General features: G+C 72.5%; 20 protein-coding genes, 1 tRNA gene and 2 pseudogenes. 11 read left to right on the forward strand and 12 right to left on the reverse strand.

The genetic code is table 11. From position 1 onward, the window contains the following. Positions 1-32: 32 nt before the first annotated feature. Positions 33-1010 (reverse strand): NAD(P)H-quinone oxidoreductase, encoded by a 978-nt coding sequence (locus BIU90_RS02555; RefSeq protein WP_071298690.1) that lies wholly within the window; start codon positions 1008-1010, stop codon positions 33-35. 46 nt (positions 1011-1056) lie between these two features. Between BIU90_RS02555 and BIU90_RS02560 the strand changes: the two genes are divergently transcribed. Beyond that, positions 1057-1341, forward strand: a complete 285-nt coding sequence (locus BIU90_RS02560; protein WP_071298691.1) for a hypothetical protein — start codon at positions 1057-1059, stop codon at positions 1339-1341. Positions 1342-1416: 75 nt separating this feature from the next. Here BIU90_RS02560 and BIU90_RS02565 read toward each other — a convergent pair whose 3' ends face one another. From BIU90_RS02565 to BIU90_RS02580, 4 genes are all read right to left on the reverse strand, one after another. Then, positions 1417-2295 (reverse strand): aldo/keto reductase, encoded by an 879-nt coding sequence (locus BIU90_RS02565; protein WP_071298692.1) that lies wholly within the window; start codon positions 2293-2295, stop codon positions 1417-1419. A 64-nt stretch (positions 2296-2359) separates the two neighbouring features. Next, positions 2360-3610 carry an FAD-dependent oxidoreductase gene (locus BIU90_RS02570; RefSeq protein ID WP_071298720.1) on the reverse strand — a complete coding sequence of 417 codons (1251 nt, stop codon included), beginning with the start codon at positions 3608-3610 and terminating at the stop codon, positions 2360-2362. A 114-nt stretch (positions 3611-3724) separates the two neighbouring features. Continuing rightward, complete coding sequence (locus tag BIU90_RS02575) at positions 3725-4174, reverse strand: DUF6264 family protein (protein WP_071298693.1); 450 nt, start codon at positions 4172-4174, stop codon at positions 3725-3727. Between the two features lie 9 nt (positions 4175-4183). Beyond that, positions 4184-5056, reverse strand: a complete 873-nt coding sequence (locus BIU90_RS02580; RefSeq protein WP_071298694.1) for a CoA ester lyase — start codon at positions 5054-5056, stop codon at positions 4184-4186. Between the two features lie 310 nt (positions 5057-5366). On the opposite strand from BIU90_RS02580, the gene BIU90_RS02585 reads away from it, so the two are divergent. Beyond that, on the forward strand, positions 5367-9047 hold the full coding sequence (locus tag BIU90_RS02585; protein WP_254786928.1) for an AAA family ATPase: 3681 nt from the start codon (positions 5367-5369) through the stop codon (positions 9045-9047). 417 nt (positions 9048-9464) lie between these two features. Beyond that, positions 9465-10055, forward strand: a complete 591-nt coding sequence (locus tag BIU90_RS02590; protein WP_071298696.1) for a CDP-alcohol phosphatidyltransferase family protein — start codon at positions 9465-9467, stop codon at positions 10053-10055. 113 nt (positions 10056-10168) lie between these two features. On the opposite strand, the gene mscL is transcribed toward BIU90_RS02590, so the two are convergent. Continuing rightward, positions 10169-10669 (reverse strand): large conductance mechanosensitive channel protein MscL, encoded by a 501-nt coding sequence (mscL, locus tag BIU90_RS02595; protein WP_071298697.1) that lies wholly within the window; start codon positions 10667-10669, stop codon positions 10169-10171. 90 nt (positions 10670-10759) lie between these two features. Here mscL and BIU90_RS19215 point away from each other — a divergent pair, with 90 nt between their 5' ends. Beyond that, positions 10760-10897, forward strand: a complete 138-nt coding sequence (locus BIU90_RS19215; protein ID WP_368086267.1) for a hypothetical protein — start codon at positions 10760-10762, stop codon at positions 10895-10897. Between the two features lie 14 nt (positions 10898-10911). Here BIU90_RS19215 and BIU90_RS19220 read toward each other — a convergent pair. Beyond that, positions 10912-11052, reverse strand: a pseudogene (locus tag BIU90_RS19220) (FmdB family zinc ribbon protein); the annotation flags it as partial. Between the two features lies 1 nt (position 11053). After that, positions 11054-11638, reverse strand: a complete 585-nt coding sequence (locus tag BIU90_RS02605) for a 5-formyltetrahydrofolate cyclo-ligase (RefSeq protein ID WP_071298699.1) — start codon at positions 11636-11638, stop codon at positions 11054-11056. A gap of 159 nt (positions 11639-11797) precedes the next feature. Between BIU90_RS02605 and galU the strand changes: the two genes are divergently transcribed. The 6 genes and pseudogenes from galU to BIU90_RS02635 all read left to right on the forward strand — a co-directional run bounded on the left by galU (position 11798) and on the right by BIU90_RS02635 (position 16465). After that, complete coding sequence (gene galU, locus BIU90_RS02610) at positions 11798-12688, forward strand: UTP--glucose-1-phosphate uridylyltransferase GalU (RefSeq protein ID WP_071298700.1); 891 nt, start codon at positions 11798-11800, stop codon at positions 12686-12688. A gap of 88 nt (positions 12689-12776) precedes the next feature. Continuing rightward, positions 12777-13436: a GNAT family N-acetyltransferase gene (locus BIU90_RS02615; RefSeq protein WP_071298701.1), complete on the forward strand. Its 660-nt coding sequence runs from the start codon at positions 12777-12779 to the stop codon at positions 13434-13436. A gap of 119 nt (positions 13437-13555) precedes the next feature. Next, positions 13556-14692: a hypothetical protein gene (locus BIU90_RS02620; protein WP_071298702.1), complete on the forward strand. Its 1137-nt coding sequence runs from the start codon at positions 13556-13558 to the stop codon at positions 14690-14692. Between the two features lie 51 nt (positions 14693-14743). After that, a tRNA-Ala gene (locus BIU90_RS02625) sits at positions 14744-14819 on the forward strand. Between the two features lie 161 nt (positions 14820-14980). Then, a pseudogene (locus BIU90_RS02630) lies at positions 14981-15335 on the forward strand (VOC family protein). A gap of 89 nt (positions 15336-15424) precedes the next feature. Next, positions 15425-16465, forward strand: a complete 1041-nt coding sequence (locus BIU90_RS02635; protein WP_083403633.1) for an amidase domain-containing protein — start codon at positions 15425-15427, stop codon at positions 16463-16465. A gap of 53 nt (positions 16466-16518) precedes the next feature. Here the strand turns inward: BIU90_RS02635 and BIU90_RS02640 are convergent, their stop codons facing one another. The 4 genes from BIU90_RS02640 to BIU90_RS02655 all read right to left on the reverse strand — a co-directional run bounded on the left by BIU90_RS02640 (position 16519) and on the right by BIU90_RS02655 (position 21749). After that, positions 16519-17742, reverse strand: coding sequence for a hypothetical protein (locus BIU90_RS02640; RefSeq protein ID WP_175470117.1), 1224 nt, complete (start codon positions 17740-17742; stop codon positions 16519-16521). 67 nt (positions 17743-17809) lie between these two features. After that, positions 17810-19669 (reverse strand): glycoside hydrolase family 2, encoded by a 1860-nt coding sequence (locus BIU90_RS02645; RefSeq protein WP_071298704.1) that lies wholly within the window; start codon positions 19667-19669, stop codon positions 17810-17812. A gap of 77 nt (positions 19670-19746) precedes the next feature. Beyond that, complete coding sequence (locus BIU90_RS02650) at positions 19747-20202, reverse strand: MaoC/PaaZ C-terminal domain-containing protein (protein WP_071298705.1); 456 nt, start codon at positions 20200-20202, stop codon at positions 19747-19749. A gap of 80 nt (positions 20203-20282) precedes the next feature. After that, complete coding sequence (locus tag BIU90_RS02655) at positions 20283-21749, reverse strand: CHAD domain-containing protein (RefSeq protein WP_071298706.1); 1467 nt, start codon at positions 21747-21749, stop codon at positions 20283-20285. 134 nt (positions 21750-21883) lie between these two features. Between BIU90_RS02655 and BIU90_RS02660 the strand changes: the two genes are divergently transcribed. Further along, on the forward strand, positions 21884-23197 hold the full coding sequence (locus BIU90_RS02660; protein WP_071298707.1) for a phosphotransferase: 1314 nt from the start codon (positions 21884-21886) through the stop codon (positions 23195-23197). Positions 23198-23283: the final 86 nt, after the last annotated feature.

Here is a 23283-nt window from a genome sequence, read left to right on the forward strand (position 1 = left end):
ACCGGGCCTCCAGGCGGTTCCGTTCGCCGCCGCTACGGCGTCAGCAGCAGCTTGCCGATGACCTCGCCGCCCGCGATCCGACGGTGGGCCTCGCCCGCCTGGGCGAGCGGCAGCACCGCGTCGACCACGGGCCGGACGCTGCCGTCCTCGACGAAGGGCCAGACGTGCTCGCGGACCGCGGCGACGATCGCGGCCTTCTCGGCGAGCGGCCGGGCACGCAGCGTGGTGCCGCTGATCGTGGCGCGTTGCTGCATCATGAGGCCGAACGGCAGGGTCGCCTCGGAGCCGCTGCCCGCCGCGATCACGGCGAGGTGTCCGTTCGGCGCCAGGACCTCCAGGTTCCGCTGCAGGTAGGCGGGCCCGACCACGTCGAGCACCACGTCCACGCCGACGCCGTCCGTGAAGTCGCGCGCCCGGGCGACGAAGTCCTCGGACCGGTGGTCGATCACCAGGTCCGCGCCGAGCTCGCGCGAGGCCGCGACCTTGCGGTCACCACCGGACGTCGCGACGACCCGTGCGCCGAGGGCCTTCGCCCAGAGCACCGCGTGCGAGCCCATGCCCCCGGTCCCGCCGTGCACCAGCAGTGTCTGCCCAGGACGGAGCCCAGCGATCATGCCGATGTTCGAGTACACGGTGCACGCGGCCTCGGGGAGCGCGGCTGCCTGCACGAGGTCGAGCCCGTCGGGCACCGGGAGCAGCTGCGACGCCGGGACGACCGCGAGCGACGCGTACCCGCCACCGGCCAACAGCGCGCAGACGCGGTCGCCGACGGACCAGCCCTCGACGTCCGGGCCGAGCGCGCGGACCGTGCCGGAGACCTCGAGGCCCAGGACCTCGGACGCTCCGGGCGGCGGCGGGTAGTTGCCCTGGCGCTGCTGCAGGTCGGCGTTGTTCACGCCGGCGGCGGCGACCTCGACCAGCACCTCGCCCCGGCCGGGTGTGGGGTCGGCCAGGTCGGACAGGGTCAGGACGGACTCGTCGCCGGGGGCGTCGAAGGTGATGGCGTGCATGCCCTCGACGCTACGCGGCGCCGGACGCGGACCCTGTGCGCCGTCCGTGTCGAGCGAGCTCCAGTCGCAGATGTCGACGATCCAGAGCGACCCGACCACCGCGGTCGCGAAGCTCAAGGAGTTCGACGCCAAGCTCAAGACGGCCACCGACGAGGTCACGAACCCGGACGTCCACGACGCGGCGAACGGTTTCGAGGGCTCGTTCTCGAAGCTCGTCACGCAGCTCGAGGCCTTCGCGAAGGACCCGCAGTCGGCGGACTCGGCCGCGCTGCAGTCGTCGATCTCCGACGTGCAGCAGTCGACCCAGGACATGAGCAAGGTCTGCGGCTGACCGCAGCAGATCGCACGACGCGCCCCGGGCCTCCAGGACAGGAGGCTCGGGGCGCGTCGCGTCCGCGGGCTGCGGTCAGGCCGTGGCGGCCTGGGACCGGTCGAGCCGGTCCACCTCCTCGGGGCGGAGCTTGACGGTGGCCGCCGTCACGGAGTCCAGGATCGACTGTGGCCGCGAGGCCCCCGGGATCGGGATGACGACGTCGCTCTTGGCGAGCTCCCACGCCAACGCGACGACCTGGGGCGTGACGCCGTGGTCCCGTGCCACCGTCGCGAAGTCCTGGAACGTCGAGCCGAGGTCCGACGCGCCGGCGATGCCGCCGAGCGGGCTCCACGGCAGGAACGCGATGCTCATCTCGTCGCAGAGGTCGAGCTCGGCCTGACTCGACCGGAACGCCGGTGAGTACTGGTTCTGCACCGACACCAGGCGGCCGTCGAGCACCTCGTTCGCCTGCCGGATCTGGTCCACGTCGGCGTTGGAGATCCCGGCCATCCGGATGACGCCCTCGTCGAGCAGCTCGGCGAGCGCCCCGATCGAGTCCGCGTAGGGGACCGCCGGGTCCGGGCGGTGGAACTGGTACAGGCCGATCGCCTCGACGCCGAGTCGCTTCGCCGACGCCTTCGCCGCCTGCTTCAGGTAGGCGGGGTCGCCGTTCTGCGCCCAGGCGCCGGCTTCGGGCCGCAGGTGCCCGCCCTTCGTGGCGATGAGGACCGCGTCGGTGTCGCCGTGGTACTCGCGGACCGCACGGCCGATGAGCTCCTCGTTGTGGCCGACCTCGTCGTGGGCGGCCAGGTGGTAGGCGTCTGCGGTGTCGATGAGGGTGACGCCCGCTTCGAGGGCGGCGTGGATCGTGGCGATCGACCGCCGTTCGTCGGGTCGTCCCTCGATGGACATGGGCATCCCGCCGAGGCCGATCGCGCTGACGTCGGTGTCGCCGATGGTTCGCTGCTTCATCTGCCCAGCATGCGCCGACGGTCCCGGGGTCGTTCAGGATCGGAACGCGGCCCCTGCCGCGAGGTCATGGCCGACGTGCCCAGGCGGGGGCGTGCTCGGGGAGCGGGCCGAAGGCGATGCCCCGCGCGTAGAGCCCACGCACCGGCGGCACGTGTTCGGCCAGCAGCGCGGGCAGCATCGGCGGGCCGTCCTGCAGCCGTCCGGCGAACGCGCGCTCGAACACGACCCGGTGCAGGAACCGCTGGGCGCCCTGGACGATCACCGCCGGGGGCATCCGGCGGCGCTGCACCGCGGCCAGCGCGTGGCTCAGCGCACGTCCGCGGACCCCGCCCGTGATCGCCGGGGCCAGGATCGCCGCCGTGGCGACGGCGTCCTGCACCGCCAGGTTGATGCCGACACCGCCGGCAGGCGACATCGCGTGCGCCGCGTCACCGATGCAGAGCAGCCCCGGACGCCACCAACGACGGAGCCGGTCCGTCCGGACGTCGAGCACGTGCACGTCGTCCATCGACGCGAGCGAGTCCATGCGGTCCGCGAACGACGGTCGGACCCGCGCAATCCTGGCGCGGAACGCCGCGATGCCCTCGGCGCGGAGTGCCGCATCGGAGCCCTTCGGCGCGAAGTACGCGACCTGGTGGTAGTCCGGCCGCGGGAAGCTCAGCACGACGTCGGTGCCCTGGAACGCCGGGACCAGCGCCGTCTCGGCGTCGCCGGCGCGCTTCGGCAGGCGGAACCACCACGTGTCGAAGGGCACCGGGAAGCTCGGCGGCCGGAGCCCCGCCGCCGCCCGCAGCACCGATCCCCGGCCGTCGCAGGCGATGACGACCTCGGCGCGGAGCTCCTCGGGTTCGTCCGGCCCGTGGCGAGGGTGCAGGTGGACGCCGGTGACGAGGCCGTCCTCCACGATCAGGTCGGTGGCGGACCGCCCCATCACGATGTCGAAGGTGGGCTCCTCGCGCGCGGCGTCGACGAGCATCGCGAGCAGGTCCCACTGCGGCACCATCGCGACGTGGTCGTACGGGGGCCGCAGCCGCGAGAAGTCGCCGAGCCGCACGGTCGTCCCGTCAGCGCGTGGCAGCGAGAAGTCGTCGAGGCGGCTCTGCGGGATGCGACGGAACCGGTCGCCGAGCCCGAGCTCGTCGAGCAACCGGATCGTGGAGGCGTGCACGGTGTCGCCGCGGAAGTCCCGGTTGAAGTCGTCGTGCCGCTCGACGACCCGCACGGCGATCCCGGCGCGGGCCAGCAGCAGGCCGAGGACCACCCCGGCCGGTCCGCCTCCCACGACCGCCACGGTCGTCCGGCTCACCTGCACCATGCGCCCGACGGTACGCCGCGAGCCGTCGACGGTCCCACCCACCGGACAGGAGGCTCGTGGCGGGCCCGCCCCGCGCCTCCTGTCCGGCGCATGCCGGCGAGCGTGTGCCGGGCGTCAGGCGATGCTGCTGCTCGACCCGCTGCCACCGGCCGCGCCGCCGTCGGCGACACCCGCGAAGACGACCCCGCCCCACGTGATGCACGCGATCGCCAGGACGAAGCCGATCGCCGCGATCCACCACGACGTGCGCCGACGGATCCACGCGCCGATCGCCAGCACGACCGTGGCGACCCCGACCACGAAGGCCCCGCCCACGGCGATGGCCGCACCGCCGACGTACCCGCCGGGCGTGCAGCCGGCCGCGGCGTCGCACGAGGCGGTGGCGGAGATCGTCACGATCAGGGCGACGACCGCGGTGATGATCGTCAGGAGTGCGCCGAAGACCAGCAGCAGCACCGTGGAGATGCGGTCCGCGAGCTTGCCCGGCGGGAAGAGCGTCGTCGCGCCGCGCTGCCACTCGGACGGTGTGGGCTGCGCGCCGGGTTCGGGTGCTGACCAGGTCATGGCGGGTCCCTACCGTGCCTCGACGCCGAAGGCCTCGGCGAGTCGCTGGATCTTCTGGGCCCGGCCGAGGCGGGGCAGGTCGGAGCCGTCGCGGATGACGCGGCCGCGGGCCTCGAAGTCGTCGAGGAAGTCCTGCGCCCACGCGACGTCGGTCGGGGTGGGGGAGATGACCTCGTTGATGACGGGGAGCTGCTCGGTGTCCAGGCAGAGCTTGCCGGTCAGGCCGAGCGAGACCGCCACCTGGGACTGCTCGCGCAGGATCGGGTGCGACGAGCCGACCGTCGGGCCGTCGATCGGGCCGGGCAGGTCGCCGACCCGGGACGCCACGACGAGCTTCGACCGCGGGTACGCCATCGCGAGCGTGTCGGCCGAGGTGCCGGTGTCGCGGCGGTAGTCACCGCTGCCGAAGGCCAGGCGGAACGCGCCCTGCGCCTTCGCGATGCTCGTCGCCTCCTCGATGCCGACGGCCGACTCGACGAGCGCGATCACCGGCGTCTGGCCACCGAGTCGGTGCCAGGTGTCCGTGACCTGGGCAGGGCTCTCGGTCTTGGCGAGCATCACGCCCTGCAGACCGGGCAGGCCGCGCAGCTCCTCGACGTCGTCGGCCCAGAAGTCGGTGGTGACGTCGTTGATGCGGACCCAGGCGTCGCCGCCACCGGTCAGCCACTCCGCCACGGTCGAGCGGGCCGCTGGTTTCATCGCCGGGTCGACGGCGTCCTCGATGTCCAGGATCACCTGGTCGGCGCGGGACCGGGTGGAGGGCTCGAAGCGCTCGGAGGCGGTGCCGGACACGAGCAGCCACGAGCGCGAGATCTCGGCCGGGACCGATCGACGCCGGGACGGAGCGGTGGTGGGTGGGGCGGGTCGGTCGTCGATGGCCATGCCACGTTGGTACCACAGTCGGCGTGCGCGCACCGGCCGCGGGTGCGCCGGATCGGCCGAAACCTCGGTTCATTGCCAGAGAGACGGGACGCTTCCGCCTACAGTGGGCCTTGTGTGGCGTGCGGACAGGGTGACGGACGGCGAGGGCGACGCGAACGACGACGTCCCGGCCGACCAGAACCGCGCGCCCGGGGGCGATGCGCACCACGCCGGTGCGCCCGAGGACCACCGCGACGAGCAGGACGAGACGACGAGCAACACGGACGCCACGACCGACGACACCTCCGACGCGCTCCGCCCCGAGCTGCAGGTGACCAGCCCGCACGCGATCAGCCTGGGCGACCCGCGACTCACCGCGACGAACGCCGCCGAGCCGGTGTGGGACGCCTGGCGCGCCCAGCTGGCCGGCGTCGGTGGCTCCAGCCCGCTGGTGCACTTCGCGGACCACCCCCGCGCCCGGATCGAGCTCTCCACGACCCACCCCGGCGGGCTCGCCCAGTTCATCACCGGCAAGACGACGCTGCTGTCGAGTCTTATCCGTGACGAGGTCGCCCTGCGCGCCGCGCGGATCGCCGCCGGACACGTCGAGGCCAAGGGCACCGAGCTGTCCACCGTGCGCGGCATCGACGCCGTGCACCTCGGCATCGGCATGGCCGACTGGAAGTCCGGCGACGAGCAGTTCCGCGGCCCGGTGCTGCTCCGTCCGCTCGCCATCCGCCGGCACGGGCGCGACTTCGAGGTCCGGCTGCTCGGCGAACCGGCGCTCAACCCGGCGCTGGCCGACGCCCTGCGCGAGCAGTTCGGCGTCACCCTCGACGCGCAGTCCTTCGTCGCCCTGGCGCAGCAGGACGGCTCGTTCACGCCGAACCCCGTCATCGACCGGCTCCGTGGCCTGACCGGGCACATCCCGGGCTTCTCCGTGCACGCCCGTCTGGTCGTGTCCACCTTCGCCGAGGTCGCCTCCGGCCTGGTCGAGGACACCGAGGACCTCTCCCACCCGGTGCTCGACGCCCTCGCCGGCAACCCGAGCGCCAAGTGGCAGGTCGAGCAGTCGTACCGGCCGGTCGAGCAGACCCCGTCGGACGAGCGCAGCCCGGACACCGACACCCTGCTGCTCGACGCGGACGACGAGCAGGAGAACGTGATCGCGCAGATCACGGCCGGCAACTCGATCGTCGTGAAGACCCTGCCCGGCACCGGTGGCACGCAGACCATCGTCAACGCGCTCGGCGGCCTGGTCGCCGCGAACAAGCGCGTCCTCGTGGTCAGCCCGCGCCGTGCCACGCTCCGGGGCATCGCGGCACGCTTCGGCGAGGTGCAGCTCCCCGGTGTCGCCGTCACCCCCGCGACCCTGCGCCGCGACGTGGTGCGCGCGATCGCCCGGAACGAGAAGTCGACGCGTCCGAACCTGCGCGAGGTCGACGACGCCCTGGTGCGCCTGCGCAAGGTCCTCACCGACTACCGCGGCGGCCTGACCCGCACCGACCCCGACTTCGGCGTCAGTGTGCTCGACTGCCTGGTCGAGCTCTCGCGGCTGTCGCTGCTGCCGGTCCCGCCGTCGACGACTGCCCGGCTCTCCAAGCAGTCCGTCAGCGCGATGGTGCACGGGCGCTCCCGCGTCGCCGAGACCATGGTCAGCGCGGCCAACCTCGGCGAGTTCCGCTACGGCCCGGACGACTCGCCCTGGTACGGCGCGAAGTTCGGCTCGAGCGACGGCGCCCACCGTGCGCACAAGATCGCGAAGGACCTGCACGGCGGCGCGCTGCCGACCCTGCTCCAGCGCGCGCACGAGCTCATCGCGACGACCCGCATGCGGCAGTTCACGACGATCAACGAGCTCGGCATCTACCTGCGCCTGCTCACCGAGATCCGCGACACGCTCGACCGCTTCCTGCCCGTCGTGTTCGACCGCTCGGTGTCCGAGCTCGTCGCCGCGACGGCACCCCGCGGCGAGGGCGCCCCGATGTCGAGCACCAACCGTCGTCGACTCAAGAAGCTCGCGCGCGAGTACGTCCGTCCGGGCGTGCACGTGTCGGACCTGCACGAGTCCCTGACCCGCGTGCAGCAGCAGCGGGTGCTCTGGCAGCGCTACGTCGCCGCCGGCGTCGCACCCGAGGTCCCGACCGGCATAGCCGACGTGCAGGTGCTGTTCTCGAACGTGGTCGAGGACCTCGCGCGGCTCGACGAACCGCTCGGTCGCACCAGCCGGGACGACCAGCTCGCGAACATGCCCGTGGACGAGCTCCTGCCGTACATCGGCTCGCTCGCGGCCGAGTCCGACGTCCTGCACAACCTGCAAGAGCGCACCGAGCTCATGCAGACCCTCCGCGACCTGCAGCTCGAACCCCTCATCACCGACCTGGCGAACCGGCACGTGCCCGACACCCAGGTCCCCGCCGAGCTCGAACTCGCCTGGTGGCAGTCCGCGCTCGAGACGATGCTCGAGTCCGACCGGGCACTGCTCGGCGCGAACACGGACATGCTCGACCGGGTGGAAGCCGACTTCCGGCTCGTCGACGACGCGCACGCGGCCGGTGTCTCGCAGGGCCTGGCGTGGCAGCTCGCCGAGAACTGGAAGGTCGGTCTCGTCGACTGGCCGGAAGAGGCGGCAGCGCTCAGGTCCCAGCTCAAGGACGGCGCGATCACCTCGCGCCTGCTGCAGGACTCGGCGCCGCACCTGTCCCGGGCAATCGCACCCGTGTGGCTCGCCAGCCCGTACGAGGTCCCGCAGATCGCCGACACGATGCCGTTCGACACGGTGATCCTGGTCGACGCCGGCGCGGTCACGATCGCCGAGACCGTCGACGCCGTCCGCCGTGCGCGCCAGACCGTCGTCTTCGGTGACCCGGTCACGCAGACCCCGTCGCCGTTCCGCATCGCGGTCGACCCCGCGCACCGTGCCCTACAGGTCGACGAGGAGACCCTCGACGCCCTGCACGCCGACTCCGCGCTCGCGAAGCTGTCGACCCTGCTGCCGACGCTGTCCCTCACCACCTCGTACCGCGCCGGCGGCGAGGACCTGGCCGAGCTCGTCAACCGCCGCTTCTACGGCGGCCGCATCGAGTCGCTGCCGTGGGCCGGCTCGTTCCTGGGACACGGGTCGATCGCGCTCGACTACGTCAGCGACGGCAAGGCCGTGCCGGACCCCGAGTCCGGAGCGGTCGAGAGCGTCGACGCCGAGGTGGACCGCGTCGTCCGCCTGGTCATCGACCACGCCCGCACCCGTCCGACCGAGTCGCTCATGGTCATCACCGCGTCCGCCAAGCACGCGGTGCGTGTCGAACAGGCCGTGCTCACCGCGGCCCAGGGGCACAAGGACCTGACCGAGTTCGTCATCGGCGACCGCGCCGAGCCGTTCATCGTCGCCACGCTCGAGCAGTCCGTGGCGCAGAGCCGCGACCGCGTCGTGTTCTCCATCGGCTACGGCCGCACTCCGCACGGCCGGGTCCTGCGCGACTTCGGTCCGCTCGGCAAGCCCGGTGGCGAGCGGCTGCTGGCCGTCGCGATGACCCGGGCGCGCCGCTCGATGGTCATCGTCACCTGCTTCCAGCCGTCCGACATCGAGGCCGAGCGGATGGGCCACGGCACCGTCGCGCTGGCCGAGATCCTGGCCGAGGTCCGGGCACGCACCACCGCCGAGTACGTGCCGGACGACTCCGACCCGCTGCTCGTGGACCTGGCACGCCGACTCGAGATGCGCGGCATCCCGGTCGCGCTCGGGCACCGCGGCAAGCTCGGTCTCGTGGCCGCGCACGGCGGGGTGTGCGTGACGATCGAGACGGATGCGTCCCTGGTGCAGGGTTCGCTGCGCGAGTCGCTGCGACTCCGCCCCGAGGTGCTCCGCCGACTCGGCTGGCACTACGTGCGCGTGCACGCCTTCCAGCTGTTCTCCGACCCGGACCGGGTGGCGAACACGGTCGCGGCGGTCCTCGGTGTCGACCGCGGCGCCACGCAGGAGATCAGCATCCCGCCGATTCCCGCCCGCCGATGAGCACGCAGGGTCTCGATCCCGGCGTGCCGACGTCGGGTCCCGCACGCCGATGAGCAGGCGGGCCTCCCGGCCCGCCGGTCCGGTGACGCCCGGCACGGACCAGCTGGTGGGCACGTGGTCGCGCGCCGACGACGCGGCCGCACCCGAGCCTCTCCCCACCGGCACGGCCGGACCGCCGCTGGCGCGTCGGCCCGGAACCGGCGGCGTGGGCCCAGTTCGTGTCCCCAGCGAACGGACAGGAGGCCCTGCCCGCGTCCGCAAGCGGGTCACCACCCAGCCGGTGCCGGGTTCGGACCCCACTCCGGCCCCGGAGCCGCCGCGGCACGGCCGCGGGGAGAACGACGTTCGTCTGCTGGGCGACCGGCCTCCCCACTGGGGGTAGGTACCCTGGAGGTCCGACCTCGACGAAAGCACGTGATGACCGACTCCGCACAGCGGCAGCGCCCCGACTGGCAGACCTGGCCGAACCTCATCACGATGGTGCGGTTCCTGCTGATCCCGGTGTACGTCGTGTTGGTCGTGCAGGGGCACCCCGGGTGGGCGCTGGTCTCGCTCGTCGTGCTCGGCGTCTCGGACTGGGCCGACGGCTTCATCGCGCGGAAGTTCGACCAGGGCTCGAAGCTCGGCAAGGCGCTCGACCCGATCGCCGACCGCCTGGCGATCATCGCGATCGTGCTGTCGCTCGTGCTCGTCGGCCTGCTGCCGTGGATCGTCGTCGTGGTGGTCGTCGCCGTCGACGCCCTGCTCGCGGTGCTGTCGAGCATCTGGTTCGGCGGCAACCCGGACCTCGACGTGTCGTGGACGGGCAAGATCCGGTCGGCGCTGCTGTTCGTGGGGCTGCCCGCGCTGCTGTTCTCATCGACCGGTTGGGCGTCGGAGCACCCCTGGATCCGGGTGACTGCGCTCGTCCTCGTGTGGCTCGGCACCGCCGGGCACGTGCTCGCCGGTGCGCAGTACGTCGCCGCGATGGTGCGCATGCGCCGCGGCGGCCGCGCCGCGGTCGCGTAGCGCGGCGCGGCCGCGGCGCATCGCACCCCCGAACGAACATCGCACCCCGTTGCTGCGGGGTGCGATGTCGTTGGCGGGGTGCGATCCGCGACCGAGCGGCCTCGACGGGCCGGCTAGAGCTTCGTCGAGCCCGCGATCCCGGGACCCTCGGGAGCGTCGGACGGTGCCACGTGCGCGCCCCCGCCGGTGCTCACGGCGACGCCGTTCTGCGTGCGGAGCAGGTCGCGGATCTCGAGCAGCACCTCGACGTCGGTCGGCGGGACGTCCTGGGGCGTCTGCTCCTGGTCGTTCTTGACGCGCTCGAACGCGACCTTCTTCAGGTGGTTGACCGGCACGACGAGGGCGAAGTACACGACGCCGGCGACGATGACGAAGTTGACGACGGCGCCGATGATCGCGCCGAACTTCAGCGAGGCATCACCCCCGGAGACGGTGGGGATGTGCACGATCAGCGCCTTGTCGAGGCTCGACGCGTTGAACACGGCACCGATCAGCGGGTTGATCAGGGCGCTGACGATCACGGTGACGATCGCGGTGAACGCAGCACCGATGACCACGGCCACGGCCAGGTCGATCACGTTGCCGCGGAGCAGGAACTCCTTGAAACCCTTCACGTGTGGGCCTCCTTCCGGTCGGGGACGGCCGCCGGTCGGCGGCACCTCAACCTACCGAGAAGTGTGCGTCCCGGTCAGGAGGCGGCGGGCGTGCTGGGCTTCGCCGGCTTCGACGCCGACGTCCCCGACGACGACGACCCCGACGACGACCCCGACGACCCCGACGACCCCGACGACGATCCGCCGTCGGACGACGTCTTCGGCGCGGGCCGCGAGTCCGTCCGGTAGAACCCGCCACCGTTGAACGTCACGCCGACCGGCGAGAACACCTTGCGCAGAACGCCGCCGCACGTGGGGCACTCGGTGAGCGTGGCGTCGGAGAACGACTGCTTGATGTCGAACGCGGTGTCGCACTCGGTGCAGCGGTACGAGTAGGTGGGCACGTCAGCTCCGGAACGTGATGATGCGCGACGGCGTGATGATGCCGTCAACGGGTTCGTCGTGGGGTTCGCGCGGGACCTCGTCGAGGTACTCCGCGTCGAAGATCACAGCATAGACGGGCGGGCGCTTCGCCATGGACCCGAGGGTCTTGTCGTAGTAGCCCCGGCCCCACCCCATCCGGCAGCCGTCGTGGCCCACGGCGGCAGCGGGCGTCAGGATGGCGTCGACGTCGTTGATCGCGAGCGGGGAGAGCACCTCGCCGACGACCTCGGGCATGCCGAACAGCCCCTCCTTCTCGCTCGACCCGTCGCCCACGGCCCAGTCGAGCAGGCCGTCCTCGCGCGTGACGGGGAGCAGGACCCGGATCCCGCGCTCGTACGCCCAGTCCAGGAAGGGCCGCACGTTCGGTTCGTCCGACGCCGACAGGTACAGCGCGATCGACTCGACCTGCCGTTCCTCGGCGAAGCGCTGCAGCGTCGCCGTGAGGGCCTCGGTGTCGGTGGCGCGTTCGGACGATGTCCGGATGCGTCGGCGCTGCCGGAGCTCGGCCCGCAGCGCGCGCTTCTCGTTGCCGAGATCGGGGGTCATGCGCAGGAGTCTAACGAGCGCGCTCCGCACCCCCGCGGGAACGACCGGGTCCCACACCCGTGCGGCCCCTGCGGGAAGCCGCCAGACACGCGCGGGATGCCGGTGTCCTCCGGAGCGACGACATGACTGCGGGCGCCGGCATCGGATACCGTCACGGGCATGGGCTTCCAGATTTCCAAGGCGGTGATCCCAGCTGCAGGGCTGGGCACTCGCTTCCTCCCCGCGACCAAGGCGATGCCGAAGGAGATGCTCCCCGTCGTCGACAAGCCAGCCATCCAGTACGTGGTGGAAGAGGCCGTCGGCGCCGGTCTCACCGACGTGCTGATGATCACCGGGCGCAACAAGAACGCGCTCGAGAACCACTTCGACCACGTGTCGGAGCTCGAGGAGACCCTCCGCAAGAAGGGGGACCACGAGAAGCTGCAGAAGGTCAACCAGTCGACCGACCTGGCCGACATGCACTACGTGCGCCAGGGCGACCCCCTCGGCCTCGGTCACGCCGTCCTCCGCGCCAAGATGCACGTCGGCCGCGAGCCGTTCGCCGTCCTGCTCGGTGACGACATCATCGATGCCCGTGACCCGCTGCTCAAGCGCATGATCGAGGTCCAGGGCGAGAAGAACGCCACGGTCGTCGCCCTGCTCGAGGTCCCGGAGTCGCAGACCCACCTGTACGGCATCGCCACGGTGGAGCCGTCCGACAGCGACGACGTCGTGAAGATCACCGGCCTCGTCGAGAAGCCGGCGCAGGGCGAAGCGCCCTCGAACCTCGCCATCATCGGCCGGTACGTCATCCGTCCCGAGGTCTTCGACGTCCTCGAGAAGCAGGAGCCGGGCAAGGGCGGCGAGATCCAGCTGACCGACGCGCTCATGAAGATGGCGAACGCCGAAGAGTGGACCGGCGGCGTGTACGGCGTCGTGTTCCGTGGACGTCGGTACGACACCGGTGACAAACTCGACTACATCAAGGCGATCGTCCAGCTCGCCTCGGACCGCGAGGACCTCGGTCCCGACCTCAAGTCGTGGCTGAAGGAGTTCAACGCGGGCGAATGAGTCGACCCAATCCCGTGCGGGACCGGACACCCGGGCCCGCACGGGACACCCGTCCCGGTGACCGCCGGGACACCGGAGGAACCGCCCGATGACGACCATCCCGACCCTGTCCCACGGACGGGTCACCATCCGCCCCCTCCGGCTCCGCGACGGTCGTGACCTCGACGCGGCCCTCGCGACGAACCGCTCCTGGCTGCGCACGTGGGAGGCGACGAACCCCTCCGGCCAGGTCGCGACCGACGTCCGCGGCAGCATCCGCGCGCTCCAGGCCAACGCCCGCGCGGGACTCGGGCTGCCGTTCGCGATGGAGCTCGACGGCCGCTTCGTCGGCCAGCTCAACGTCTCCGGGGTCACCTACGGCTCGCTGGCCAGTGCCTCGATCGGGTACTGGGTGGTCGAGAGCGCCGCCGGCCACAACGTCACGCCGATCGCCGTCGCACTCGCCACGGACCACTGCTTCCGCTCGGTCGGCATCCACCGCATCGAGATCTGCATCCGTCCCGAGAACGCCCCGAGCCTCCGCGTCGTCGAGAAGCTCGGCTTCCGGTACGAGGGACTGCGTCGCCGCTACATCCACATCAACGGGGACTGGCGCGACCACTTCTGCTTCGGGCTCGTCGCCGAAGAGGTCCGCGAGGGTGTCCTCGAACGCTGGGTGCGCGGGCAGGTCCCGCCCGGCGTCGGGAGCGTGCCGCTCGCGGCCCGCGACGAAGCGGCGATGCCGCTCACCATCGGCCACCGTCCCTGACGTCCGGGCCCCGCACCGGCCAGGATGCCCGTCCCGGCCCACGTCGATCGGCGCACGACTCGCGCAACACGCGTCCCGCAATCACGGGTCACGACGAGCGCCGCCCCTAGCCTCTCCCCATGGCAGGTATCGGGTCGTGGGGCGGCGGCGTCGTCCTGCTCGTCGCCGCGGTGCTCTGGGTCGTCTACCTGATGCCCGCATGGGCGGCCAGGCGGCAGTACCTGGCCACCGAGCGGAACGCGATCCGCCTGCAGCAGACCCTCCGGATCCTCGCGCAGACCGCCGAGCTGCCCGACGAGGTCCGCATCGAGATGAACGCGAAGTCCCTCGCCGAGGCACAGCGCGTGGCGAAGTCGGAAGAGGCCAAGCGCGCCGCCATCGTCCGCGCCCACGAAGCCGCCCGGCAGCGGGAGATCACCCGCCGGCTCGCCGAGCAGGCGCCCGCGCTCGAGCGTGCGTCCTCGGTCCCGGCGCTCACCGCGATGCGCATGCGGCGTTCCCGGCTCGGCGCGACGATGCTCGGCGCCGCCGGGCTGGTCGTCGCGCTCGTCGTGCTCGTCGCCGCACCGTCCGCGTGGCTGATCGCCGTCGCGGGGCTCGTCGCCGCGGGTGCGTCCGCAGCGGTCCTCGCCCAGCTGCACCAGGTCGCCCAGGCGCGGAAGGCGCGTGCCGCAGCCAGCGCACCCCAGGTGAGCCGTGCCTCCCGTCCGGCCACCGTGTGGTCCGACCCGGCACCCCCGCTGTCCACGGAGCAGAACGCGTCGACGGACGCAGCCGACCGCGCCTGGACCCCCGGGCGTGTGCCGAAGCCCCTGTACGTCGAGCGTCCCGTTGCCCCCGCGGCGTCGCCGGAGTCCTCCGCGCAGTTGGCGGCGCGGCTCAAGGAGCGGGTCGCCGCGGCGAAGGCCGAGGCAGAGGCCGAGGCCCGCGCCATCCGTGCGGGGGAGTCCGACCCGTCGATGGCCACGGTGTCGCGCATGCGTCCCGACGTCGAGCAGGCCGTCGCGTCGCTCTCCGCGCACGACCAGGGGCGTCTCGCCGAGCGGCTCGGGCTGCGGGCGGCTCCCGCGTCGGACGCCGCTGCGACGGCGGCTTCGGCTCCGGCTTCGGCTCCGGCTTCGGCTGCTGCTGTGGCTGCGCCGGCGCCGGTGGCTCCGGCCGCGCCGAGCAAGTGGGCCGGCATGGGGGTCATCGGGGACGACGACTACCAGCAGGCCGACCTCGACGCGATCATGCGTCGCCGCCGCGCGGTCTGACCGGTCGATTTCGGTTCGGCCGCGGGCTGGTGCTAGTGTGGTCGAGCACTTGGGGCTATGGCGCAGTTGGTAGCGCGTCTCGTTCGCAATGAGAAGGTCAGGGGTTCGAATCCCCTTAGCTCCACCAGGTTGCACCGCACCACCAGATTGCACAACGGCTCGGATCCAGACGGATCCGAGCCGTTCGTCGTTGCTGCCGACGTGCGCGTTGCGCTGTTTCCCGTCCTGGTGTCACCATGACCTCGAGCGCCGGGACCGCCCGGTCCGGGCCGGACGAAGGAGACCGCCATGACCTCGCGCCTCACCCCCTACCTCGGCTTCCGTGACGACGCCCGGCAGGCGATGGAGTTCTACCGGTCGGTCTTCGGCGGCGAGCTGCACCTCGGCACGTTCGGCGAGATGGGCGCCTCGGACGACCCGGCCGAGGCGGACAAGATCATGCACGGGCAGCTCGAGACCCCGAGCGGCTACCTCATCATGGGCGCCGACACCCCGAACGGCATGGAGTACTCGAAGACGAGCAACATCTCCGTGTCGATCTCCGGGGACGACGCCGATGACCAAGGCGCCGTGGGGCGACGAGTTCGGCATGGTGACCGACCGGTTCGGCGTGACCTGGCTCGTGAACATCACCGGCGCCTGAGCGAGGCGCCGGCGCCGTCTCCGCCGGCGACGCGTCCCGCTGTCTCCTTCCCTGTCTCCGTCGGCGGGGTCACGTACCCTGGGACGGTCATGACTGCTTCCTACACGCGCCGTTCCCTGCTGTCCCTCGCCGGAGTCGCGGGAGTGGGCTTCGTCGCTGCCGCGTGCTCGAAGGACCCGGGCGCACCCTCGGCCTCGGGCACGGCAGGTCCGGGGGCCGGCTCGTCGTCCTCGTCGGCTGCGGCTGCGGCCTCGGCGGGGTCACTCGAACCCGCCCAGGTCCCGCTCGCCGGTGGCGTGACCGTCACCGTGACGGGCACGGCCCTCGCCGCGGTCCGTGGGGTGACCGTGGGCGGCGTCGTCGCGCGGGACGTGCGGGCCTCGGCGACGAAGGTCACGTTCACCGCGCCGCACCAGGCCATGTACACGGCCGGGTCTGCCGACGTGGCGCTGTTCACCACGGAACTGACACCGACCGCCTCGGCGAACCAGAGCTCCGACGGCAACGGGAGCACCGCGAACGACGGGCAGAGCGGTGCCACGCAGGACTCGGCAGGCGCGACCCCGACGCCCACGACGGCTCCGGTGCCAGCGGCGTCGAGCGCGGTGGCGACGACCTCGCTCGCCTACGCCGCGCTCACCGACGTCGACCGGCAGCTCGAGTACGCGATGCGGTACTGGAAGGACTACAACCTCGCCGAGTACGGCACCATGAACCCGATCGGCGGCGACTGCGCGAACTACGTCAGCCAGACGCTCATCGCCCGCGGGTGGCAGCAGCGCGACGACTGGTACAGCCGGTCCGCGGGTGCGGCGCACTCTGCCACGTGGACGTACTGCCCGGCGATGGACCCGTGGCTCTCCACGAACGCCAGCACGTTCGGGCTCACCAAGCGCACGATCGACGAGCGCGACAAGGTCAAGGTCGGGGACATCGTGTTCTTCGACTGGAACCACAACGACTCGCCGGACCACACGACCATCGTGTCCGAGGTCTTCACCGAGCCCGACGGCACGATCCGCATCAAGTCGGCGAGCCACAACCAGGACGGTCCGTACCGCGACCTCGACGAGATGATCACGGTGCAGCACCCCGGCGGCAAGGCCTGGTTCCACACCTTCGACGCGTAGCGGCGCGGTGCGAGCGCACCGCTCGCCGGCGTACCGGAGCCGACCCGGGCCTCCTAGGGGTAGCCGAGGAACCAGAGCAGCACGATCGCGACCGGCTGCAGCGCGACGCCCACACACAGCCACGTGACCGCACGGCGACGCGTCCGCACGAACGCGTCCGACCCGAGCAGCGGCGCCATCGGCATGAGCAGTCGCGGCAGGCTCTGCTGCGGGAGGAACACCGCCACCAGGTACAGCCCGTACGAGGCTGCGAAGCCCAGGACCTCGGGGCCGAGCGCACGGACGTCACGACGCAGGAGGAACCACCCCGCGGCGGCGAGCACCACCACGACCAGCCCGATGCCGAGCGGGCCGAGCCAGGTGCCGGCCATCACGAACCACGGGGTCAACGGCGCGAAGTGCTGCCGGCCGACGTACCCGACCCACCACGACAACTCCGTGTCGAGGTACGCCCCCGGCCGCCCCGTGACGGCCGAAGCGATCACCGGCCAGGCCAGGCCGGCTGCCGCCACGACCAGTCCGACGGCGGCGATGGTGAACCGTGTCCGCCACGCGAACGGCTCCTGCCCGCGGGCGTGCCGCACCCACCGGACGACGAGGTGCACCGCGAGGGCCACCGCGAGCGCGAGCACCCCGGGCTTCGTGAACGCGGCCACCACGCCGAGCAGCCCCACGAGCCAGTACCGCCGACGCACCAGCGCGAGCAGGCCGCCGAAGACGAGGAGCAGCAGCGCGGACTCCGCGTACGCGACCTGCAGCAGGAACCCCGTCGGCGCGAACGCGAACAGCGCCGTGGCCCAGCGCGCCCGGTGCGAGCACCCCACCGCCAGCACCAGCCGGTACAGCACGACGCACGCCCCGGCCCCGGCGAGTGTCGCGACGACGAGGGCGACGACCCAGAACGACCCGCCCGTGAGTGCCATGCCCGCCCGGACCACCGCCGGGAAGACCGGCAGGAACGCCCACGGGTTCGGTGTCACATGCCCGTGGGCGTCCGTCGGCAGGGTGGTCGGGTACCCGTGCTCCGCGATGGTCCGGTAGAACGAGGCGTCCCACGACCCCGAGAAGGTGAAGAACGTCGGGTCGGCCCGGTGCGAGGCGAAGTGCCACCCGTTGGCCGACGCCACCAGGAACACCGTGGCCAGCAGCGCCGTGCTCACGACCCGTGAGGCCGCCCAGATCGCCAGCGGCGCGGTCCAACCGCTCCGGGGTCCGTGCAGCAGCGCGCGGAGGAGCCCCGGCCGGGAGGCTCGGGTGGTCTCCGCCACGCTCGTCACCCGAGCGATCCTCCCAGACCGGGGCCGCGCTCGCTGCTCGCTGCTTGCTCGCGCGGACCCGGCGCGGTCAGTGCCCGGTGACCGCGCGCCGGATCTGCTCCATCGGCACCTTGGGGGAGCGGTCCGCGTTCAGCAGCCCGTTCGTCTCCTGCATCGTGTCGGTGAGCTGGGTGTAGCAGGACCCGACCAGGAACGAGCTCGCGCGGATCGCGTCGTAGAGCGCGGTGATGCGCGCGACGTAGTCGTCACCGTCCGACGCCGAGGTGTACCCCCACCCGTCCTCACGCTGGCCGCCGGGTTGGAAGTCCACCCCGCCGAACTCCGTGAGCATGACGGGCTGCCCCTGGTCGACGGCGCCGCCCACGAGCACGCGGCGGTCGGCTGGCCCGATGCCGTTCACGAGCGCCGTGCGGGCGGCATCGTCGGCATAGGTGCGTGCCAGTCGCTCGCCGGAGCCCTCGTAGTCGTGGATCGTGATGATGTCCGAGTTGGTGTGCTCCCAACCGTCGTTCGAGACCACGGGGCGGGTCGGGTCGAGGGCCCGGGTGACGTCCGCCAGCGACCGCTCGTACGCCTGTTGCGCCGGGTCGGTCCGGACCTCCTGCACGCCCCAGCTCTCGTTCACCGGCACCCAGGTGACGATCGACGGGTGCGAGGCATCGCGCTCGACGGCGTCCATCCACTCGCACATCAGCCGGTGCACGGCTCGCGGGGAGAACTCGTACGCGCCTGCCGTCTCGCCCCACACCATGAGCCCGAGGCGGTCCGCCCACCAGAGGAACCGCGGGTCCTCGATCTTCTGGTGGTTCCGCGCGGCGTTGAAGCCGAGCTCCTTGATGAGTTCGACCTCGCGCCGGAGTGCCGCGCGCGAGGGTGCCGCCAGGTGCGAGTCCGGCCAGTACCCCTGGTTCAGCACGCTGCGGACGTCGATCGCGTGGTTGTTGAGCAGGAAGCGCGGGCCGTCGACGCCGACGGTGCGGACGCCGAAGTAGGACGAGACCGCGTCGAGGGTGTCGCCGTCACCGCCGAGCAGGGTGACGACGGCGTCGACCAGGCGGGGGGTGTCAGGCGTCCAGAAGAGCTCGTCCTGTGCCTGCCCGTTGGCCTGCCGCGCGATCGGCACCACGACGTCGAACTCGGTCGCGGTGGCGCCGATCACGGCGTCGAAGGTGGCCAGGTGCTCGTCGCGCTCGTGCCAGTGGGCGACGACCCGGACGCGCTCGCCGCCGGTGCGGGTCCCACGCAGGCGGACCGTCAGGCGCAGGGTGGCCTGGTCGAGGTTCGTCCAGCGCAGGTACTCGATGGCGACCGGCGGCACCGCCTCGAGCCAGACGGTCTGCCAGATGCCGGTGGTGCGGCGGTACCAGATGGCGTGGGCGTCCTCGTGCCAGTCCTGCTTGCCGCGCGGCTGCGTGAGGTCGTGGGGGTCGTCCTCGGCACGGACGACGAGGGTGTGCGCGGCGTCGGCCGCCGTGCCCGCGGTCAGCGCTTCGGTGACGTCGAACGAGAACGGGGTGTGACCGCCCTCGTGCGTGCCGACCAGGGCGCCGTCGATCCAGACCGTCGCCCGGTAGTCGACCGCGCCGAAGTGCAGCACCAGGCGCGGGCTGCCCGAGCCGAACCCGGCGGCGTCGAGGTCCGCGCGGCTCAGGGTGCGGGAGTACCAGACGACGGGGTGGAAGCCGGGCTCGTCGATGCCCGACGCGACGGACTCGGGCGGGAACGGCACGAGGATGTCGCGCGCGTCGGGGAAGCCCGAGCGCCAGGCGGGGTCGTCCCCGTCGTTCCGGAACGACCACGTGCCGTCCAGGTCGGCCCAGCGTGCGCGGAGCATCTGGGGGCGCGGGTACGAGCCGTCCTGGTCGGTGGCGCGCGGGAGGTCAGGGGTGCTGGTGTGGGCGGCGACGGTGCCGTCGAGCATGCTCATGCGTCCATGCTCGCCCAGTGCTACATCGTTGTAAAGGGGTTGCGCGGGCATTGCCACGATCGATCCGCGCTGGCGGGTCAGCCGATCGCTGCTGCCCGCGTCAGGACCATGACGTCCATCCGGCCCTGCTGGACGACGTCGTCGTGCTGGTTGCGGAGTGTCACCAGGCGCTCGACGATGCCGGTGGTCCCGGAACTCGTCAGGCGCGTGGACAGGATCTCGACCCGACACGTCAGGGTGTCCCCGATGAACACCGGCGCGGTGAACCGCCACTGGTCGATGCCGAGCAGTGCCACGGCGGAGCCCTCGAAGACCCCCGTCCGGGCGATGAGGCCCACGCACAGCGACGCCCCGAGCATCCCGTGCACGATCCGCTGGCCGTAGCGGGTGCGCGCTGCGAACTCGACGTCGGTGTGCACCTGGTTGTTGTCGTTCGTCCACGAGGCGAACGACACCACGTCCGCTTCTGTGATCGTCCGACCCGGCGTCGTGAAGGTCTGTCCTGCTGCGAGGTCCTCGAGGTAGTGCGGCACGTCCCCATCCTGGCATCGCAGGCGCCCCTGGCATCGCGCGCGGCCCCGCCGCGGTGCGCTCCCCTGGCGTCGCGCGCACCTCAGAGCGCCCGGGGGAGTCGCTCGACCGCGCGCCGGGCATCCGCCAGCCGGTCCTCGGCGATCCGCAGGTCCGTCGCCGCCAGGACGCCGTAGCCGAACGTGTCGATCCCCGAGCGCGCAGCGACTCGGGCGAGCTCCCGGAGCGCCTCAGCGCCGAGGTGCGCGTCGAGGACGTCGCCGAGGGTGTCCTGCACCCGGACGAGCCGACCGATCCGGTGCCGACCGATCCCGTGCGGACCGACGTCGTGCAGGTCGCCGGCGGCCTCGAGCGCGTACCGCAGCCGGCGGACTGCCTTGCGGAGTGCATGCAGCCCGACGAGCACCTCCGTGACACCGGCCGCTTCCGGCGCTCCGAGGTCGACGACCGCGAGCCGCGCCCGGACCCGACGGCGTTCGTGGGCGATGCGCTCCGAGGTGAAGGCCACGGCGTCCTGCTCTGCCCGGGGTCCGGCGGGAGCCTGGTCCACCACCCGGTCGAGCGCGTCGAGCGTGTCGAACCACACCGGCGTCCGCAGCAGCTCGACCAGTCCCGTCGTAGCGGTGAAGTGTCGTTCGTCGAGTTGGGTGCGGAGGTGGCCGAGCACGTCCGGGTCCAGCGCGTCCGGTCGGACCTGCTCGGAGATCCGCCTGACCTCGGCACGCAGGACCTCGGCGTCCCGGGCGACCCCGGCCACGCGGGCCGTCGCGCGGAGCACATCGCGGAGGGCTTCCGTCTCGCCGGGATCGAGCGCGCCGCGGTACGCCGCCAGCACGCTCCGGATCCGGCGGAGGACCTTACGGAACGCGTGCACGGCCTCCTCGGCATCGATCCGGACCATCGGATCGATCTGCAGCAGCTCGGCCCGCAGCGGGACGAGGACATCGCGCACGACGGCCCGTGCGCTGCCGCGTGCCGGGTGGTGGCCAGCGGTCCCGGCAGGGCGTCGTACCGGGGCGAGGGTGGGCACCGGGTCGCCGGGCCCGCGCCCGACGTCCTCAGCGGCATCCGACAGGGCACGTTCCACGACCCGGACGACGGAGCCCGGTTGCCCGTCGTCGGACAGCGCCCACCACCGGGCGCTGCGCAGGAGCATCGTGTCCGGGTCGCCTTCGTCCACCCGGACGTCGGCCACCTCAGCGCACAGCCGACCGTCGGCATCGACCAGGTGCACCAGGCTCGTCGTCGTCTCGCGGATGCGGACCACCGCGACCGGACGACCCCGGAGCACCACCTCGACCGCGTCCCGTGCGGCTGATCCCCGGTCGAGCGGCTCCGGTGCCGCGCCCTCGGGCGGATCCGGCTGGGCGAGCTCCGCGCCCGCGAACGCCAGGGCCCGATCTGCCGTGTCCCACAGTGCCTCGCGCACGGTCACCGCTGGATGCCGTCGTACCTGGTCGGCGTACGGCTCCAGCACGGGGAGCCGGCGGTCGTCCGGGATGCGCCAGGTCCGTCGTGGGTCGGCGAGCGCTTCGGTGGTGGTGTCCATGCGCCCCAGTGTCGTCCGCGCCCCACGCCGTCGATCCGCCGGGCGCGACACCTGTGGACGCCCCGGGGACCCGAGCCGGATGTGGAGGAGGAGCCTGAGGACGGGGGACGACGACTCGCGTACCGTGCTGATCCATGACCGACGTCGCGCAGTGGATGGCCCGGCAACGCTGGTACGCGGCGAAGGGGGGTGTCCCGGAGCTCCGCACGATCGCCGAACTCGACGAACGCACCGACGAGGCCCGGGTGCGCACCCGCTTCGTCATCGACGACGCAGCGACCGGCGCCGTCCTGTACCAGGTGCCCGTCACCGAACACGAGACCCTCGTCCCGGAGCTCGAGCACGCCCGGATCCAGCCCGACGGGCCCGGTGACCCCGACGTCCTCCCCTCCTACGACGGCCCCCACGACCCCGCGTACGCGCGCTGGCTCCTCGGCGCGATCGACGCCGGCAGCGAGTCCCTCGTCCCGATCGGCCCGGTCCGCGACGGCCGCGTCCTGCGGGGCGAACAGTCCAACACGTCGATCATCTGTGAGACCGAGACCAACGGCACCGTCATCGTGAAGGTCTTCCGCGTCCTGCACCACGGCGACAACCCCGACGTGACGACGCAGCAGGCGCTCTCCGCCGCCGGGTCCGCGCGCGTGCCCCGCGTGTTCGGAGCGCTGCACGGGGAGTGGCCCGACACCGGCCGCCCGGACGGCATCGCCGCGGGCCACCTGGCGTTCGCGCAGGAGTTCCTTCCCGGGCTCGACGACGCCTGGCGGGTCGCCCTCGACGACGCCCGCCGCGGTGAGTCCTTCGCCGAGGGCGCCGACCGGCTCGGGGCGGCGCTCGCCGAGGTGCACGTCACCCTGGCCGGCGCCATGCCGACCGAGCCGGCCACGCCGGAGCGTGTCGCGCAGGCACACGCCACGATGGTGCAGCGTCTGGAGACTGCCGCCGCCGAGGTCCCGCAGGTCGCCGAACACGCCGACGCCGTCCGTGCCGTGTACGCCCGCGCGGCCGACGTCGCCTGGCCCGACCTCCAGCGCATCCACGGTGACCTGCACCTCGGCCAGGTGCTCGCCGCACCGGAGCCCCGCGGGTGGGTGTTCCTCGACTTCGAGGGCGAACCCCTCCGTCCCCTGCACGAACGGTCGCTCCCGGACGTGCCCCTCCGCGACGTCGCCGGCATGCTCCGGTCCTTCGACTACGTCGCCGGTGCCCTGGCGCACGACGACGACCCGGTCGACGCGGCGGCCTGGGCGCACGAGGCCCGCGAGGCGTTCCTCGACGGCTACGCCCGCGGCATCGGCACGGACGTCCGTGCGCACCGCGCGGTCCTCGACGCGTTCGAGCTCGACAAGGCCGTCTACGAGGTCGTCTACGAAGCCCGCAACCGCCCCACCTGGGTCGGCATCCCGGTGGCTGCCGTGGAACGGTTGGCCACGCGCGCCGCGCACTGAACCGGCGCCGGAACGGACGGGAGGCCCGTGGCGGCGCCGCCACGGGCCTCCCGTCCGTCAGGCGGGCCGGACCGGACCGTCAGGCA

Source organism: Curtobacterium sp. MCBA15_001 (assembly GCF_001864835.1).
GTDB lineage: Bacteria > Actinomycetota > Actinomycetes > Actinomycetales > Microbacteriaceae > Curtobacterium.

Bases quoted from the DNA above. Each gene is read 5' to 3' on its own strand.
- BIU90_RS02615 (WP_071298701.1), top strand. From the start codon at position 12,777: ATGACGACCATCCCGACCCTGTCCCACGGACGGGTCACCATCCGCCCC.
- BIU90_RS02635 (WP_083403633.1), top strand. From the start codon at position 15,425: ATGACTGCTTCCTACACGCGCCGTTCCCTGCTGTCCCTCGCCGGAGTC.
- BIU90_RS02555 (WP_071298690.1), bottom strand. From the start codon at position 1,010: ATGCACGCCATCACCTTCGACGCCCCCGGCGACGAGTCCGTCCTGACC.
- BIU90_RS02580 (WP_071298694.1), bottom strand. From the start codon at position 5,056: ATGGCCATCGACGACCGACCCGCCCCACCCACCACCGCTCCGTCCCGG.
- BIU90_RS02655 (WP_071298706.1), bottom strand. From the start codon at position 21,749: ATGGACACCACCACCGAAGCGCTCGCCGACCCACGACGGACCTGGCGC.
- BIU90_RS02575 (WP_071298693.1), bottom strand. From the start codon at position 4,174: ATGACCTGGTCAGCACCCGAACCCGGCGCGCAGCCCACACCGTCCGAG.
- BIU90_RS02570 (WP_071298720.1), bottom strand. From the start codon at position 3,610: ATGGTGCAGGTGAGCCGGACGACCGTGGCGGTCGTGGGAGGCGGACCG.
- BIU90_RS02620 (WP_071298702.1), top strand. From the start codon at position 13,556: ATGGCAGGTATCGGGTCGTGGGGCGGCGGCGTCGTCCTGCTCGTCGCC.
- BIU90_RS02590 (WP_071298696.1), top strand. From the start codon at position 9,465: ATGACCGACTCCGCACAGCGGCAGCGCCCCGACTGGCAGACCTGGCCG.
- BIU90_RS02660 (WP_071298707.1), top strand. From the start codon at position 21,884: ATGACCGACGTCGCGCAGTGGATGGCCCGGCAACGCTGGTACGCGGCG.
- galU (WP_071298700.1), top strand. From the start codon at position 11,798: ATGGGCTTCCAGATTTCCAAGGCGGTGATCCCAGCTGCAGGGCTGGGC.
- BIU90_RS02605 (WP_071298699.1), bottom strand. From the start codon at position 11,638: ATGACCCCCGATCTCGGCAACGAGAAGCGCGCGCTGCGGGCCGAGCTC.
- BIU90_RS02565 (WP_071298692.1), bottom strand. From the start codon at position 2,295: ATGAAGCAGCGAACCATCGGCGACACCGACGTCAGCGCGATCGGCCTC.
- BIU90_RS02645 (WP_071298704.1), bottom strand. From the start codon at position 19,669: ATGAGCATGCTCGACGGCACCGTCGCCGCCCACACCAGCACCCCTGAC.